Origin of the sequence: Paenibacillus sp. YN15 (assembly GCF_003285005.1) — a bacterium.
Taxonomy (GTDB): domain Bacteria; phylum Bacillota; class Bacilli; order Paenibacillales; family NBRC-103111; genus Paenibacillus_AR.
Window position 1 is genome coordinate 17,325 of the sequence record NZ_QMFA01000011.1, and the last position, 17,287, is coordinate 34,611.

The 17,287-nt window shown below is 57.0% G+C and carries 15 protein-coding genes; 2 read left to right on the plus strand and 13 right to left on the minus strand.

The window, feature by feature from the left end:
* Window positions 1–261 precede the first annotated feature (261 nt).
* The 13 genes from DQG13_RS11280 to DQG13_RS11340 all read right to left on the minus strand — a co-directional run bounded on the left by DQG13_RS11280 (window position 262) and on the right by DQG13_RS11340 (window position 13,683).
* Complete coding sequence (locus DQG13_RS11280) at window positions 262–1,644, minus strand: ABC transporter substrate-binding protein (RefSeq protein ID WP_113019862.1); 1,383 nt, start codon at window positions 1,642–1,644, stop codon at window positions 262–264.
* A gap of 126 nt (window positions 1,645–1,770) precedes the next feature.
* Window positions 1,771–3,387, minus strand: a complete 1,617-nt coding sequence (locus tag DQG13_RS11285) for a response regulator (protein WP_113019863.1) — start codon at window positions 3,385–3,387, stop codon at window positions 1,771–1,773.
* Entirely contained in the window at window positions 3,380–5,218 is a 1,839-nt protein-coding gene (locus tag DQG13_RS11290) for a sensor histidine kinase (protein ID WP_113019864.1), read from the minus strand. Before DQG13_RS11290 ends, DQG13_RS11285 begins: the two co-directional genes overlap by 8 nt.
* Before the next feature lie 136 nt (window positions 5,219–5,354).
* Entirely contained in the window at window positions 5,355–6,191 is an 837-nt protein-coding gene (locus tag DQG13_RS11295) for a carbohydrate ABC transporter permease (protein ID WP_220094362.1), read from the minus strand.
* Between the two features lie 28 nt (window positions 6,192–6,219).
* Window positions 6,220–7,170, minus strand: a complete 951-nt coding sequence (locus tag DQG13_RS11300; protein ID WP_258525626.1) for a carbohydrate ABC transporter permease — start codon at window positions 7,168–7,170, stop codon at window positions 6,220–6,222.
* Window positions 7,171–7,354: 184 nt separating this feature from the next.
* Entirely contained in the window at window positions 7,355–7,555 is a 201-nt protein-coding gene (locus tag DQG13_RS11305) for a hypothetical protein (RefSeq protein WP_113019866.1), read from the minus strand.
* A 218-nt stretch (window positions 7,556–7,773) separates the two neighbouring features.
* Entirely contained in the window at window positions 7,774–8,124 is a 351-nt protein-coding gene (spoVAE, locus tag DQG13_RS11310) for a stage V sporulation protein AE (RefSeq protein ID WP_113019968.1), read from the minus strand.
* 10 nt (window positions 8,125–8,134) lie between these two features.
* Window positions 8,135–9,151 (minus strand): stage V sporulation protein AD, encoded by a 1,017-nt coding sequence (spoVAD, locus tag DQG13_RS11315; RefSeq protein ID WP_113019867.1) that lies wholly within the window; start codon window positions 9,149–9,151, stop codon window positions 8,135–8,137.
* 5 nt (window positions 9,152–9,156) lie between these two features.
* Window positions 9,157–9,636, minus strand: coding sequence for a stage V sporulation protein AC (gene spoVAC / locus DQG13_RS11320; protein ID WP_113019868.1), 480 nt, complete (start codon window positions 9,634–9,636; stop codon window positions 9,157–9,159).
* A gap of 94 nt (window positions 9,637–9,730) precedes the next feature.
* On the minus strand, window positions 9,731–10,459 hold the full coding sequence (locus tag DQG13_RS11325; protein WP_113019869.1) for a DUF421 domain-containing protein: 729 nt from the start codon (window positions 10,457–10,459) through the stop codon (window positions 9,731–9,733).
* A gap of 283 nt (window positions 10,460–10,742) precedes the next feature.
* Complete coding sequence (locus DQG13_RS11330) at window positions 10,743–10,940, minus strand: aspartyl-phosphate phosphatase Spo0E family protein (RefSeq protein ID WP_113019870.1); 198 nt, start codon at window positions 10,938–10,940, stop codon at window positions 10,743–10,745.
* Between the two features lie 258 nt (window positions 10,941–11,198).
* Entirely contained in the window at window positions 11,199–11,861 is a 663-nt protein-coding gene (locus DQG13_RS11335; RefSeq protein ID WP_113019871.1) for a class II aldolase/adducin family protein, read from the minus strand.
* 34 nt (window positions 11,862–11,895) lie between these two features.
* Window positions 11,896–13,683: an L-fucose isomerase gene (locus DQG13_RS11340; RefSeq protein ID WP_113019872.1), complete on the minus strand. Its 1,788-nt coding sequence runs from the start codon at window positions 13,681–13,683 to the stop codon at window positions 11,896–11,898.
* A gap of 132 nt (window positions 13,684–13,815) precedes the next feature.
* On the opposite strand from DQG13_RS11340, the gene DQG13_RS11345 reads away from it, so the two are divergent.
* Both DQG13_RS11345 and DQG13_RS11350 read left to right on the plus strand, forming a co-directional pair.
* The gene (locus DQG13_RS11345) at window positions 13,816–14,838 is read left to right on the plus strand and encodes a LacI family DNA-binding transcriptional regulator (protein ID WP_113019873.1); all 1,023 of its coding nucleotides are present in this window, start codon (window positions 13,816–13,818) and stop codon (window positions 14,836–14,838) included.
* A gap of 1,015 nt (window positions 14,839–15,853) precedes the next feature.
* The gene (locus DQG13_RS11350) at window positions 15,854–17,044 is read left to right on the plus strand and encodes a MalY/PatB family protein (protein ID WP_113019874.1); all 1,191 of its coding nucleotides are present in this window, start codon (window positions 15,854–15,856) and stop codon (window positions 17,042–17,044) included.
* Window positions 17,045–17,287: the final 243 nt, after the last annotated feature.

Consider the following 17,287-nt stretch of genomic DNA (forward strand, 5'->3'; position numbering starts at 1 on the left):
TCCCGTTGGTTTATATCTGATGCTAAGCGCGACATCATGCCCTAATTATATCATTTTTTTCTATCATAGGTGGACTTCTAGTGTTTCAATACGATTACAAGTATAAGGAATGGGCTCCTGATCCGGCAAACGGGAAACAAAACAAGGATAAGGAAGCACCCTCAGCCGGATGCTTCCTTATCCTTGTTATTCCTATGCGGCGGCTCCCCGGAAATATCCGAAAATCCGCTGCAGATTCCCCGTTGCTTTTGGGGGATGCTTTTATTTGGCAAGACTCTTGCTGGGGCTGGCCGGATTGAAGTCCGGGTACTGGATGCGCTTGGTTTTGCCGTCGGCCACCGCCTTGTCCAGCGCCGCATTGTAGCGGGTGTTCAGATCGGCGATAACCTTGTCCGCATCCGTACTGCCGGTGATGACCGCGGTCATGGAGAAGTACATGTCATTGCCCTCCGGCTTCACGGCGGTGGGAACCGGCGGCCATACCTGATCCTTGTCGTTGAACTCCAGGTTGGGCCACTTTTGAATGAAGTCGGGTTTTTTGGCCTTGGCCACAACGCTGGGCACCATCACCATGCCGAGGCCCTGCTCATGGTAGCCCGCCAGCACCTCATCGCTGTACAGGTACTCCATCACCTTCCAGGCCTGGTCCGGATGCTTGGACTTGGCGTTCATCAGGAACCATCTGCCCGCCAGGTTGATATGCTGGGTGCCCTTCACATCCTTCTCCACCGTAGGCAGCGGCGCCACATCCCATTCCTCCTTGGTGGGGAACTGGTTCTGGTAGACGCCGGGCTCGGAATGGGTCCAGGAGATGTACATGCCGATCTTGCCTGCGGCGAACTGGGTGCGCAGCGGATCGATGTCCAAGGAGATGGAGCCGGGGAAGAAGGCTCCGGAGACGAACATGTCGCGGTAGGCGTTGAGAATCGGCTTGTAGCTGCTGAAATCGTATTTGCCCGTCTTGAAGTCATAGCCCGATTCCACGCCGCCGCTGCGCATCAGGATATAATCCAGGGAGCGGGACAGGGCGGAGGTGGGGCTTTTCAGATTGGCGGCAAAGCCGTAAATGCCGTCCTTCTTCAGCTTTTCGGTAATCAGCTTGGCGTCCGCCGCCATCTCGTCCAGGGTAGCCGGCGGATTGGCGATCCCGGCCTTGGCGAAGATATACTTGTTGTAGAACAGCCGGGGCGTGGTGCCGATGGCCGGCAGGGAATAAATTTTGCCGTCCTGCATGTTGATGCCCTCGATAAAGACGCCTTCGCCGAAGCGCTTCTTGTAGCTGTCCGTCAGATACTTGTCCAAGGGAGCCAAATCCCCTTTGGGCAGATGGTCGGTATACGCCGTGCCGCCGTCGAAGAACACGTCGGGACCTTCATTGGTGGACAGGGCGATGTCCAGGGACTGGTTGAAATTTTCCGCATACACCTGATAGTCCGCTACGATGTTGTCCTTGTTCTCCTTGTTGAATTTCTCAATGGCGGCTTTCATGTAGTCCTGGTCGTGGCGGTTGATGGTCCATACCTTAATGGTGGTTTTTTCTCCGCCCTTCGAGGCAGCGCTTACATTCGGCGCCGCAGAGGAGCAGCCTGCCAGCGCCGTAACGGCCATCATGGCGGCTACCGCACAGGAAACAGCCTTTTTCATTGTTCGATCACCCTTCATCTGTAGGTTTGAAAGCCCTTACGGGAATCTATAGGTAGTGTACCAAAGGCTAGCACCCGCCTGAATCGAAAATCCGCAGGTCCCATGTGCAAGTTTCGAAGATTCTTCTTACCTGATGCTCTCCCGGTACTCCGTAGGCGTAAACTGATAGAACTTCTTGAAGCAGCTGGAGAAATATCGCTGCTCCTCAAAGCCCACCTTCTCCGCCACATCCTGGATTTTCAGGGTTGGGTCCTTCAGAAGCTCCAGCGCCCGCTCCATCCTCAGTCTGGTCACATACTCCACAAAGGATTCCCCCGTCTGCTGGCGGAACAGCTGCCGCAGGTAATTGGGGTTCAAGAACAGACGGGAGGCCACATCGGCAATGGACAGCTGGCTGTCGGCAATGGCAGTCTCCAGGTAGGCTTTTGCCTTTTCGATATAGCCGGCGCTTTTGTTCATTCTCACCTTGGCAATCTCCTCCTGGCAGGACTGCAGAAAGCCGCTCATCCAGTCCGACAGCTCCGCCAGCCCTTTGGCATTGTGGATGGTGACATACGGATTGTTCTCCTGCCCGGCAAAAAATACCGCCGCGTTGATGCCCCATTCCTCCAGCAGGTGCAGAAGCGCTCCCGCCAGCTCCATCAGCTTCAGCTTCACCCAATAGGGGTTGGTGCCGGGGGACGAAGCAAAATAGTCCACAATCTCCGACAGAGCGGCCAGGGCAGCCTCCTGCTCCTGCAGCTTCACATGCATCACCAGACGCCGGAACATGGCGTCGGCCGTCTGGTCCCCGGGAATCCGCCGGGCCCCGGCAATTTCCTCATAGTGGATAATCGGCTGGGAATGGGCCGTAAAATGGTATAATTTCGCCTCCTGGGCCTCCTGATGGGAGCGGTGGATTCCCGGCGGCCCCGGATGCACATTGCCTGCGGAGATGGCTGCCTCCATGCCGGCCTGCTTCTGCAGGGCGATGCCCAGATCGGTCAAGTAACGGTGAAAATCCTTGAAGCTGCCCTCCCGGCTGGAGCGGTTGCTGCCGAGAATCAGGACCAGCTCATAGTCGCTGGAAAACAGGGCATGCACCTCCTCCACCCCCGGCGCCGGCCGCTTGGCCAGCTGTTCGGCAATGGCCGCCGCCAGGGTCTCGCTGAAGCGGCTGTCCGCCTCCCGCCTGCCGGCCAGCTCCACAATGGCCACGCCATAATAGGCCCCGTCCACCCGGCACTCCACCGCCCGGGCCTGCTCGGCGATCCGCTCCTCCGGCACGCTGCCGCCGATGAGCTGGCGCAGGAACCGCTCGCGGAAGAGGGCCATTCCCTCCCGCACCTTCTGCTGCATCTCCTCCATATCCTGGAGGAACACCCGGCGCCGGCCCAGCTCCCGGGCGATGGCGTTCAGCCGCTCCGCCAAATCGGCAGAGTCCACCGGCTTCAGCAGATAGTCCTTGACCCCCAGCTTCAGCGCATTCTGGGCATATTCGAAATCGTCGTAACCGCTGATAATAAGCACCACAATCTCCGGATTCTCCGCCCGGAGCTGCCGGATGAACTCGATTCCTCCCAGCCTGGGCATCTGAATGTCGGTAATAATCACATCCGGCATCTGGTTCATGGCCGTGGTCAGCGCCTCATCCCCGTCCGCAGCCTCGTACACCGTGCCGTAAGCCGGGCAATGCAGCCCGGCCACCCGCCGGATGCCCTCCCGGATCATCGGCTCGTCGTCCACAATCAACAGCTTAAGCATATTCCTCCTCCTTCACGCCCCGGGGAACTCTCGCCCTGACCACGGTCCCCTTCCCCGGGGAACTTTCCATTTCCAGCCCGTAGGGCTCGCCGAAATAAAGCCTGATCCGGTCATGGACATTATAAAAGCCGTAGCCCTCATCCCCGCCGGTCCGGGTCTCCCGGAGCCGCTTGCGGATCATGGCCAGCTTGACGGGATGGACGCCGGCGCCGTCATCCTCCACTGTCAGGACCATATCCTCCCCTTCGCCGGCTGCCGAAATCCGGATATGCCCCTGGCGCTGCAGCGGCTTGATGCCGTGGTAGATGGCGTTTTCCACCAGCGGCTGGAGCAGCAGCTTGACCGTCCGCTCCTCCGAAAGTCCTTCCTCCGCCTCCATGCTGAAGGTGAAGCGGTCCCCGTAGCGCATTTGCTGAATGGTCAGATAGCATTCCGTATGGTGCAATTCCTCCCGCAGGGCAATCAGCTCCTTGCCGCGGCTTAAGGCGATCCGGAAGAAGGAGGCCAGCGCCGTCACCATCCGGCTGATTTCCATCTGGTCATTTTTCTCCGCCATCCACTTGATGGAATCCAGGGTGTTGTAAAGAAAGTGGGGCGTCATCTGGGATTGCAGCGCCTTCAGCTCCGCCTTGCGCTTTAAGTGCTGCTCCGTCTGGACCCGCTCCTTCTCCTGCTGGAGGCTGCTGATATACCGGTTGGACTGGTAAATCAGATCCTGGATCTCCTCCACCATGAAGTTAAAGGATTGGCCCAGCTTGCCCACCTCATCCTCATAGGGATAATGGAAGCGGACATTAAAGTTGCGCAGCCGGATCTGCTTCATGGAGCGCTCCAGATTGGACAGCGGCCTGCTCAGATTCCGCGAGATGTAATAGGCCACGGCAATCCCCAGGACGATGCTCCCAAGCAGCGCCGCCACCACAAATACCTGAATGCTGCGCAGCCTCGCCAAAAGACCGTCCTCCGATTGAATATGCACCAGAACCCAGGGAGCGACGGAGGTGCTCTGGTAATTGACGAAGTAGCGCTCCCTGCCCAGGGACAGCTTGGCGTTCATGGAGCCTGCGGCCATCACGGCGCCCCAATCCCGGGGCAGCTCCATATACCGGGCGGCGGCCTCCGACTGGTCCTGAGCCACAGCCTGCCCCTTGTCGTTGACGATAATCGTGAAATTGCCCTCCTCATGGTCAATCTGCCGCAGATAATCGAGAATTTTCTGCTCCTTAAGATTAACCACCATAAACAGCTCCTCCGGATACCCCATGACGGTAAACTTGAACACCAGCGGAATGACCCGGCCGGATTCCCGGTACATTTCGCCTGCGGAGTGGGGCTGCCAATAGAGGAAGGAATCCCTCTCCTTCATGATTTCTCCGTACAGCCGGCCCTCCTTGAAGCTGTAGGGATTGTTGATGGTCAGGGACAGGTCGAAAAACTCCCCTTTGGGCGTATACAAAAATACCGACGAGATAAACGGCTCCGAGAACCGCAGCTCGGCAAACAGGTTGGAATAATAAGTAAGCGCTTCCGCGTGATAACGGGGATCATCGTTCAACAGAAACTGGGTGGTAGTGGAATTAAAGGCGCTGTCGGTGCGCAGCCCGTACAGGCGGTTAATAATCACCTTCAGCTTCTGGTCCAGAAAATTGCCCACATTCAGCATCACCTCCTTGGAGTAGGTGGCCGAGGATTCCCGGACGATATCGGCAAAATACCGGTACAGCAGAAACCCGAAGGGAAGGGTTGTGCACAGGATCAGCACCATGCACAGCAGGGCGATTTTTTGCTTGAGCCTCATGTTGCGCAGCATGGGAAGGAAACGGTGTCGCATGGCGCCGGCCTCCTTGGCGTTGGAATGGCAGGGTGCAAAAGAAGCCGCCGGTTCTCTGGAAGAACGGCGACCGTATGCTTGTATCAGTATATCACAGCTTGCGCCGGAAGCCAGGGGACGGTTCCGCCCCGCGGCGTCAGCCCTTCACGGCCCCGGACGTAAGCCCGCTGATAAACTGGCGGTTGGTGAAGATATATACCAAGAGAATCGGGATCAGGGCAATGGCCGCCCCCGCCGTCATGATATGCCACTCCGCCGCGGCATTGGCCGAGTACCGGAGCCCCACCACCGCCACCGTCAGGGGTTTGATGGCCGGGTTGGGGATGCTGAAGACCAGCGCCGTAATATAGTCGTTCCAGGCCAGGCGGAAGGAAAACAGGGCCACGACCCCGAGAATCGGCCGGATCAGAGGCAGCATGATGCTGCAGTAAATCCGGAAATGGCTGGCGCCGTCCATCAGCGCCGATTCGTCCAGCTCCTTGGGCACGCTTTTGATAAAGCCCGTCACCAGGAAGATGTTGCTAGCTTGTCCGCCGGTCAGCACCAGGGCAAGCCCCAGCAGATTGCCCGTCAGCCCCACGGCATTCATCAGGAGATACTGGGGATAGAGGGTAATGGGACCCAGGGCGATGAACATGACGGACAGGTAAGCGGCCACCAGCGCCTTTTTGCCGGCAAACTCGTACCGGGCAATAATAAATCCGGCCATGGAGGAGGTGAGCACGGAGGCCACCATGGTAAGGGCGCTGAGCACCACGCTGTTCCAGGTGTAATCAATAAACTGCGCCTCTTTGAAGGCCTTCACATAGTTGGAGAACATCCATTTTTCCGGAAAAAAGCTCCCTCCCGCCTGCAGCTCCATATTGGTTTTGAACGATCCCAGCAAGGTGTAGATGACAGGGTAAACGGTAAACAGCACAATGGCCGCCATAAACAGGACGATGGCCGCAATGCCCAGGAATTTTTTGATCACGGACACACACCTCGATTCAGTCGTAGAATCAATACACATCTTCAAGCTTTTTGGAGATATACAGATACAGAAGCGTCACGAATCCCAGTATGATGCCGGTGACGACGCTGGCCGCCGCCCCGTAGCCGATCTCCGGCTGGATGGAGGAGGTAGTGGATACCGGGAAGAACAGCTGGTACATGTAGAGGAACACCACCTGGGTTTTGCCCAGCGGGCCGCCCTCCGTCAAAACCATAATGCTCTGGATGTCCTGGAAGGTGGTAACGATGGAAAGCATCAGGATCACCCGCAGCACCGGACCCAGCATGGGCAGGGTAATCTTGAACAGCCGCTGCCAATAGTCCGCTCCTTCCAAATCCGCGGCCTCGTATACATCCTTGGGGATGGTCTGCAGCCCGGCCAGGAAATAGACCATGTAATTCCCCAAGCCCCCCCATACGGCGACAATCACCACCGTGAGCATGGCGAATTTGGGCCCCAGCCATTCGATGGGCTGGTCGATAAGCCCCAGAGTCATCAGATAATGGTTCACATCGCCGTTGTATACGTTGAACAGGAGATAGAAAATCAGGGCCATCACCGAGGCGCTCATAATGGTGGGGCTGAAGATGACCGCCTGCAATAAAGCGCTTCCTTTAAAGGAGGCATTCAGCACCACGGCCACCAGGAAAGCCAGGGGCAGAACCAGTGACAGCTTGCCGAAGGCGTACACCAGGGTAACCCACAGGGATTGCCAATAGATGGGGTCCCGGGTAAAGATGCGGACGAAGTTGTCCAGCCCGGTGAATACGGCCTGGTGAATCCCGTCATAGTCGAAGAACATGTACCGCAGGGACCAGAGAATGGGGAATACAGCCAGGGTGGTAAACAGAATCAGATTGGGAAGAAGCATCAGGTAAATCTGGCTTTGCCGGAACAACCGGCGTTTGGAAGGGCGCGGGGCGCCGGTCTCCGATGTTGCCTGCTGCATTGCTTGCATGCGCTTTCACCTCGCGTGGAATGAGTATGTACGAACTATACCACGGAGCTGTAAAAGCGGTAATAAATAAAACGAAGGCCGGATGTTCAAAATCTGCAGTTTTTTAAAAGGGGGACAAACGCAAAAAAATTCCCGCCGCAGCGGGAATTTCAGGCAGTATGGGACAAACGCCGTCCTTTACAGATTAGAAAATAGCCTTTTCATACATGCTGTAAGAGGTCGGTACAACCACACTGCGTCCCAGCCTGGATTTCACCAGGGGATAAACCTCGCTGTCCACCTCGCACAAAAGCCCGCGGCGCCTGACCAGAAGAACGGCTCCCGACTCAATCAATTCATCCAAGATTGGCGCGTCATCCTTGTGCAAGACAATTCCCAGTTTCATTGCTGATCCTCCCCGTTATCTTTTTAGGGACTGTCTTAAGCTATAAGACAGTCCCCGGTGAACCAGTATCTCCTAACCTTATTATATGCATGGGTTATTCCTCTTGCAAGCGTTTTCATGGTAATCTGGGTAATTTTTCCGGTCACGAAAATATTCCAGCCAAAAGGCCGCAGCCCCGGCTGAATATGGGCTGCGGCCTTGCTTATGCCGGCTTGGATTCATCCCTTGGGGCGGAAAAACAGCGCAGCCAGGAACGAGAAAATAATCGCCGCCGATATCCCCGCGCTGGTCAGCTCGAATATGCCCATGACAATGCCGATAAACCCGTATTTGTCGGCATGCTCCAAAGCGCCGTGCACCAGAGAGTTGCCGAAGCTGGTGATGGGCACTGTGGCCCCGGCCCCGGCAAATTTGACGAAAGGGTCATACCAGCCCAGCCCGTCCACAATGGCGCCAAGAACCACCAGAGCACTCATCGTATGGGCAGGGGTCAGCTTGATGACATCCATCATAATCTGCCCCAGCACACAGATGGCGCCTCCCACCAAAAAAGCCTTGAGGAACATCATTGCATCCATCTTAATCCCCCCTTCCGCCTTCAATGGCCACTGCATGGGCGATACACGGAATGCTTTCTCCCTGTTGATAGGACAGCGGGGACAACAGCGCGCCGGTGGCCACAACCAGAATCCGCTTCAGCTTCCCTTCCGCCAACTGCTTCAGAAGATAACCGTAGGTGACGGTTGCACTGCAGCCGCAGCCGCTGCCTCCCGCCTGGACATCCTGCTTCTCCCGGTCATAGATCAGAATGCCGCAATCCTGGAAATTCATCTTATCGATGGGAAACGCATGCTGCGTAAACAGCTCCCGGGCAATCTGATGGCCAACAGTGGCCAAATCCCCGGTAATGACCAGATCGTATTCATCCGGCTGCAGATTGAATTCGCGGAAATGGGCCTCAATGGTGTTCACCGCCGCGGGAGCCATGGCTGCCCCCATATTGAAGGGGTCCTTGATTCCCATATCCACCACCTTGCCAATGGTTGCCCGGGTAACCCGGGGCCCCAGCCCTTGGGGGGCAAGTACGGCGGCTCCGGCGCCGGTTACGGTAAACTGGGCGGTAGGCGGTTTCTGCGCTCCGTATTCGGTGGGGTAGCGGAATTGCTTCTCCACGGTGCAGTTATGGCTGCAGGTGCCGGCCAGCACATACTGCGCCGAGCCGGTGGAGACAATGAGCGACCCCAACGCCAGTCCCTCCATGGCTGTGGAGCAGGCGCCAAATATGCCCAGGTAAGGGGCCTCCAGCGTCCGGGCTGCAAAGCTTGAGCTGATAATCTGGTTCATCAGATCTCCGCCCACGAAAAAATTAATGCTTTTTCCTTCCACATTGGCTTTTTTCAGCGCCTCCTGGGCAGCGGTTTCCATCAGCTTTTTCTCCGCCTTCTCCCAGGTCTTCTCCCCTAACCGAGTATCGGGGAAGGCCACATCAAAATGCTTGCCCAAGGGTCCTGCAGCCTCATCGGGACCCACTGCCGTGGCGGCTCCGATGATGACCGGCGGCCTGTCAAAATTCCAGCTTTGTTGCCCGACCAGCATCCCCCTCAACCTCCATATGTAAAGATCCAGTGTAATAAACCGACAAAAAAGGCAGCCACGGTGCCAAAAACAATAACGGAGCCTGCCAGCTTGAACATATTTCCGCCCACTCCCAGCACAAGACCTTCACTCCGATGCTCCAGCGCCGCCGAGCACATGGAGTTGGCAAAGCCCGTTACCGGCACCGCGGAGCCGGCTCCGGCCCATTGGGCGATTTTGTCATAAACCCCGAAGCTCGTCAGAATAACCGAGATCAGAATCATGGTAGCCACCGTGGGATTGCCGGAGGTTTCCTTGTCGAAGTGAAGCCACTTTTCGTAAATGAACGTGAAGCATTGTCCGATGACGCAGATAAGCCCTCCGATCAAGAAGGCCCGCACGCAGTTTTGGGCTACCGGCCGTTTGGGGGCTACCTGCCCGGCAAGCTTCTGATAGTCCTGCTGCTTCTTGGCTTTTTTTTGTGCGTCATATGCCTGATTGGCCATTGTGAACCCTCCTCAGGGCTTTCCTTCAGGAAAGCCAGCATCGTAAGCATCAACTTGGGCTTTCCTTCAGGAAAGCCAGCATCGTAAGCATCGGCTAATTTTTCCGCCCCCGTACTTTCCGCCGTTTGCCGGGAGTTTTCAGCCTGTCCTTGTAAAAATCCGTATACAATCCGCCGTTTTCATCCGCAACCGCCAAAAACACATCATCCAATTTGATCCCGGACTGCTTGAGCCGCCGGTCCAGCCATTGCTGGTTGAAGCCCAACGCATCCAATCCCTCTTCCTGAACCGTACCATCCATAATAACCGCCTGGGGCGGACGGATTCGCTTGGGATGCAAGCCAATCGCCATGGGCGTCAGGGGCTGGTTCTCCTCCTTCAGCATCACGCTCAGGTCGCCGCTTGGCTCCAGAACGGCAAATTCCACATCCGCCGGATTAAATACGCTTTTGGTCCGCAGCTGCTCCAGAAGCTCATCTGTGGTGTAGCGTTCCTTCTTGAGATTTTTTTCGAGAATTTTACCGGCTTGGATAAATACTGTCCCCTTCCCCTCCAGAAGGATGCGGATCAGCTTGCTCTTCATGGCAAGCAGCTCCGCCAAGAGGGGAATGGAGAACCAGACAATCATGGCAATGACGCCATGCATGTAGTTGGCCTCTACATCCGTGGACAAAAATCCGGCCAAATCGCCGATGACGATTCCCGTAATATACTCGAAGAAGGTGAGCTGGGAGATCTGCTTTTTTCCCAGAATGCGGGTCATCGCAAAAAGGATGATCAGAGCGCCAATCGCCCGAATTGCAATCTGGCCCCATCCGGACATAAAAACCTCCTCCATTCCAAGCCTTGAGCTTCATGACAAATTATGTGTCAAACCGCCGCAAAATATGAGAAAAAAACAAAAGCCCCGGGAACCGGACAGGTCAGGCCTGTCGGTCTCCGGGGTTACCGCTTGATGATGTTACATAAAAATCAGCAAAACCAGCACCAGCAAAATAAATAAAACCAGAATCAGAATCATGGAATCTGCAGCTGCCATACGCAATGCTCCCATCTGTACCGGAATACAATATATGCTATGCCGGGCGAATGGGAAGGGGAACCGGTTAGGCCAACTGAACGGATACGGAGTCCTGCTGCCGCGCCCGCAGTTGGGCACGCTGGATGCTGACGATCAACCCGTCCATCTCCTGGCTGACGGCAACGACGCCAGGGTCGACCAGATTGCCGTTCTTCTCGTCCACAAGGCGGTACAACCGATTCGTGAGAGCCTCCAGGCGCTGGTGAATATCGTGATCCGGCATACACTCACATCCTTTGCGCGGCTTTGTTCAATCCGTTCCTTATATGGACAAGTATATGATGAAAAGAAAATCAGCAACCGTGACACTTCTCACACTTGCCGAATGATCGGGAAACGGAGAAGGAATCGTCTATTTTTCGCCATAATTCATCCATTTATTTGAAAGTATTGTCGATTTCAGTTTTTTCCTGAAAATGAAAAAAATTGCCGGATAAGCGGCGGTCCGCCTCCGGCAATTCTGCTTGAAACTGGGTATGGTTTACTGCTGCTGCAAAAGCTTAATGCGGTAGCTTTCCGTTTCCAAAGCGCGGATTTCGTCCAGTTCTTCCCCGGTCAGCACCTTCGGAGCTCCGGCGGCTTTCGCCAGAAGGTAAATGCGTGCGCTCTCCTCCACAACCTCCGTGCGGTAATATGCCTCCCGGAGATTGCGGCCCACCGCCACCAGACCGTGGTTGCCAAGAAGAAGCGTGCTGTACTGGTTGATTTTTTCCTTTACCGCATTGGCCAACAGCTCCGTGGTAGGCACCACGTAGGGCACAAAGCCGGTTTCCCCCGTCAGGGCCGCCTGATCGGGAAACATGATGGGCAGCTTCTCGCCAATCAGCCCGAAGGCAATGGAATTGGCGGGATGAGTGTGGATCATGGCTCCGATGGAGGGGTTGGTCTGATAGCCGTACAGGTGCATCAGCACCTCGGAAGAGGGGCGCAGGCCGGGGGCGGCCTGGATGGAGCCGTCCGAAATGGAGACGGCCACCCACTGCTCGGGGAGAATCTCCTCCAGAGCGAAGCCGCTGGGCGACACCAGCATGGTGTCCCCGTCACGGGCGGAAATATTGCCGCCGGGGCCCACAACCATCCCCTTCTCCACAATTTTTCTGGCATATTTGCACAGTTCCTCACGAACCGGTACAGGCTGGGTCATGCGAGCACCTCCTAAGGGTTTTGCTTCAGCGATCTTATTTGTACAACGGGCCGAAGTTCTGGCAAGCGCGGTAGTCTGCGCCTTCCGCGTCGGCAGTGCCGAGCAGGCCCCAGACCTTGGGACGGTAAATCTTCTCCTCCGGCACATTGTGCATGTTTACCGGGATACGCAGCATCGAAGCCAGGGTGATCAGGTCAGCCCCCACATGGCCGTAGCTGATGGCGCCGTGGTTGGCCCCCCAATTGTTCATCACATCATACACGCTTTTGAAGGCGCCTTCCCCTGTCAGCACGGGAGCAAACCAGGTGGTGGGCCAGGTGGGATCGGTGCGCTTATCCAGAGCATCGTGAACCGCTTCCGGCAGATCCACGGTATAACCTTCCGCAATCTGGAGCACCGGGCCAAGACCCTTGACCAGGTTGATCCGGGCCATGGTCACCGGCATGCCGCCCTTGGTCAGGAAATCGCTGGAGAAGCCGCCGCCGCGGAAATAGCCGGTGGATGCGGGACGCCAGGAGGTAGCGGAGAGACATTGGTTGGCCTCGTCCTGGGTAATCTCCCAATGGGGCTTCATGGCCGGCTGGCCGTTTCGGGTTTGCTCCCCGGAGCCGTCCAGGGCCGCTGCGCCGGAGTTGATCAGATGGATAATGCCCTCGGCCGCTTTTCCCTCCAGGGTGTGTCCGGTAACCCGCTTCACTGCATCAGGGCTCCAATAGGTGCGGACATCGGCGAAAATTTGCGCAGTATGGGTCAGCAGATAGCCAAACAGCATGGTCACGCCATTCAGGCTGTCGTTCTCAGTCGCTACAATATACGGGGAGCGGATGCCGTTCCAGTCAAAGGAGCTGTTGAGGATCGCTTCCATAAAGTCCCCGTTGGGGAAATGGTCGGTCCATTGGCGCTGCCCCTGGAAGCCTGAAGCGATGGCATTATGGCCGTTGGCCTCCTCTTCAAAACCAAGCTCGGCAAGCCGGGGATTGCCGATCATCAGGTCGCGGGCGATAATCGCCATTTTGACCACGGTCTCCCAATCCTTGTCCTTGGCCTCGCGGCTCTTCTGCCCTTCGGGTTCATTGTTGTCGGGGCCTTCCTTGCAATTCGTCTTCACCCAGGCCAGGGCTTTCTCATATTCGGCGGGGTCATAGATAACTTCATCCATACGGCGGACAAACTCGCTCATGTCCACATACTCATTGCGCATGCCCAGGTATTCCTGGAAAAAACCTTCGTTGACGACGGAGCCGGCGATCCCCATGGAAACCGAACCCATGGACAGATAGGATTTGCCCTTCAGATTGGCAACAGCCAGGCCGGCCCGGGCAAAAGCCAGCAGCTTCTCCTGGACATCCTCCGGGATGCTGTTGTCGGCCAGATCCTGCACATCATGGCCGTAGATGCCGAAGGCAGGGATGCCCTTCTGGGCATAGCCGGCCAGCACAGCCGCCAGATAGACGGCGCCGGGGCGTTCCGTGCCGTTAAAGCCCCACACCGCCTGGGGAATGGAGGCGTCCATATCCATGGTTTCGGTGCCGTAACACCAGCAAGGCGTCACTGTTACCGATAACCCGACATTTTCCCCGGCGAACTTCTTGGCAGCCGCCGAAGCCTCCGCCACCCCGCCGATGCAGGTGTCCGCAATGACGCATTCCACCGGGCTTCCATCCGGATTGCGCAGGCTGGAGGCGAAAAATTCCGCCACATTCCGAGCCATGGTCATGGTCTTCTCTTCCAGGGACTCCCGCACTCCCCGGCGTCTGCCGTCAATTGTGGGACGAATGCCGATTTTGGGGAAACCGCCCTGCCATCTGTATTGCTCGATCATTGCCTGATCCCTCCGTATAAATAAATGAGTTACCGATAACTCCAAATTAGCAGTTTCCCCCCTTGCTGTCAATCCTTTTGTTCAGTACAATAAGTGTCATATCTGACAGACCGAACAGAAAGGAGGAGCCTCGTGGTAACCATCTACGATATTGCCAAAAAAGCCAATGTTTCCGCCATGACCGTGTCCCGGGTGATCAACAACAAAGGCCGGATCAGCGAGAAGACCCGCAACAAGGTGAAGCGGATCATGGAGGAGCTGAATTACGTGCCCAACGAAATGGCGCGCAGCCTGGTTTTGCGGGAAACCCAGGTGCTGTTTTTGCTGGTGACCGATATTACCAACCCCTTCTTCACCACCCTGGCCAGGGGGGCGGAGGACGCCGCCAACAAGCTGGGTTACCGGCTGCTGTTCGGCAACAGCGACGAAAGCCTGGAGAAGGAACGGGAATATGTGGATACGATTCTCAAATCCCGGGTGGACGGAGTGCTGCTGGCTCCCGCCGGGGACGGCTCCCTGCCCCATCTGGAGAGCCTGCGGGCCCACGGGGTGCCGTTTGTGCTTCTGGACCGGGAGGTGCCGGGCATCGGCAGCGATGTGGTGCTGGGGGACAGCCGGGAGGGCACCCGCATGCTGATGGAGCATATGATCGCCCTGGGGCATAAGGAAATCGCCCTGGTCAACGGCTCGCCGGAAGTGTCCAGCGCCCGCCTGAGAGCCACGGCCTACAAGGAGGCCTTGAAGCTTAACGACCTGGCCGCCCCGCCGGAGCGGATTCTGGAGCTGAGCTATGCCCCGCGGAGCAGCCTGGCCCGGATCGGAGAATGGCTGGACGGGCTTCATCCCCTGCCCACCGCCATTCTGTGCGGCAACAATATGATGGCCATCCAGACTATTCAGGCCATCCGCAAGAAGGGGCTGCGGGTGCCGGAGGATATCTCCGTATGCTGCTTCGACGACCTGGGCCCGGTGGGCGAGATCGACCCGTTCCTCACCGTAGCCGCCCAGCAGGCGTACCAGTTCGGCTACAAGGGCATGCAGCTCCTGATCGGCCGCATCGCCGACAAGGAAAACGACGGCGGCGATGATGCCTGGACACGGGTGCTGCTGCCGGCGGAGCTGGTGGTCCGCCGCTCCGTGGCGGATTTGCGCTAGGCTGTGTTTGCGCGGGAGCAGCGCGGGTGGGGCGGCGCCTCCTGGCGGCGGTGAGCGGCGCCATTTCGGGCTGCGGCACCTGCCGGAAGCAGCCGCAGCCCGGCAGCAAGGGTCAGCGGCGCTGGCCGCCGGACGCTTGCAGGCGCCGGACGCTACAGAAGCTGGAAGCCAGACGCCGAATGCCGGATGTTTGCCGAAACCAGACGCTTACGAAAGCTGGACGCCGATGCTGGACGTTTGCCGGAAACCAGACGCTTACGGAAGCTGGACGCCGAATGCTGGATGCTTACGGAATTATCAGACTCTTATTGCCTAAAATCCGGCTTGGAGAGCAGATTGCGGAACTGAGGAGCGCTTATTGCAGGTTTCCGGCAGTTTCGAGATTATTTTGCCTGCTCAAGCCTCCGTAAGAGTCTCCAAGTTCCGTTAATTCGGAAAAATCCGATTTTATCGCAATTAAGCGCTTCTCAGTTCCGTTGCCACGTTGCGCAGCGCCTGCAGATGGCCCTGGATACCGCGCAGGTTGTCGGCTCCCCTTTGGTTTAACACAACTCTACTTTAAGCCCTCCTCGCCCCGCCATTCTCCCGGCGGATATAGGCGTCTGCTATTCGAGCTGCTCCACCTGCATCCTATTACACCTACCTGCCTTTCACCATACTCATCTGCCTTCCACCGCTTGTATCCGCATTTCACCATACTCATCTCTCGCCCGCATCCGCATCCACTACACTCGCCTGCATCCCATCCCGCCCACTCGCATTTCACCTTAGTCCTCTGCCTCCCACCGCTCACATCCGTATTTTGTCACACTCATCCGCCTTCCATCGCCCGTATCTGCCCGCCACACCCACCTGTTCTCCATTCCCACCATCCACACCTACGATTCCATCCCGCCCATCTGCTTCCGCTGTGTCCGCCGCTTTTCCGCCGCATAGGATTTCCCCTTGAAAAATCCCTTGTTTTCCTCCATGATTAAGGGATAGTTTGTTTCCATTGGAGGAGGCCCTGTTATCCATGAGTTCCGTATTCGATCATGTGCCAAACCGCAGCAATACCCGGTCCTACAAGTGGGACCAGTCGGAGAAATTGTTCGGCAACCCCAATATTCTGCCGCTTTGGGTGGCGGACATGGATTTCGAGAGCCCGCCCGCCGTCAAAAAAGCCATTGAAAGCCGCGCCGCCCAAGGCATTTACGGCTATACCGTGATGCCCGACGAGGGCTGGGACGCGATTACCGGCTGGTTCAGCCGCCGCCATCAATGGCCCATCCAAAAAAGCTGGCTGTCCACCGTTACCGGCGTGGTCACCGCCCTGAGTCTGGCTGTGGAGCTGTTTACTGAACCGGGCGGCGCGGTTATTCTTCAATCGCCCGTTTACTACCCTTTTTATGATGTGATCAAAATGAACGGCCGCCAGGTGGCCGCCAACCCTCTCCTGCACCACAACGGCCGCTACGAAATGGATTACGCCCATCTGGAAAAGCTGATGCAGGAAGGCGCAAAGCTGCTCCTGCTGTGCAGCCCCCACAATCCCGGCGGACGGGTCTGGGAGCGGGAAGAGCTGGTGAAGCTGGGCGAGCTGTGCCGCAAATACGGCGTCATCATCATGTCCGACGAAATCCACGCCGACATGACCTATCCCGGGCATAAGCATATTCCCATCGCCTCCATTTCACCGGAGCTGGCGGAGATTACCGTCACTGCAATTGCGCCCACCAAAACCTTCAACCTGCCCGGTTTGCCGGCCGCTTTTATGGTGACTCCCAATCCGGAGCTGAAGCGCAAAATCGATTACCGGATTAAGACGCTTTCCCTGCATATGACCGGTTTTTTCAGCCCGGATATGATCCTGGCCGCCTACAATGAAAGCGAAGCCTGGCTGGACGAGCTCCTGGTATACCTGAAAAGCAATCTGGACTTTGCGGTGGATTACCTCCACCGGCATTTGCCCGCCGTAAAGCCCATGGTGCCGGAGAGCACCTACCTCCTGTGGGTGGACTGCCGGGGACTGGGGCTGGATGTGGCCGGCCTCAAGGACTTGATGTACCACAAGGCCCAGGTAGCCTTTAATGAGGGCTCCACCTACGGCCCCGAGGGCAAAGGCTTTCTGCGGATCAACCTTGCTTGCCCGCGGGCAACCCTGCAGGAAGGGCTGGCCCGGTTTGCAGAGGCGGCAAGCGCCCTGGCAGGAAGCAAAACAGAGTAAGCCCTGTTGTTTATCCGCCGCAAGCAAAAGAAAAGCCGCCTAATCGGGCGGCTTTTTTACTTTTACGCACTATGGCAGCGGCGTGACAATAGGAATCAGTATGATGGCGATAGCGACTCGGTGGTGGAAGCGGCGCAGCAATAGTAACGGTATAATTGGGGCGGGAACGTATGGATAGCAATAGCGGCACGGCAGCGGCATGATGGGACTAAAAATAGCGGAAAATAGATGGCCCTATCCCGG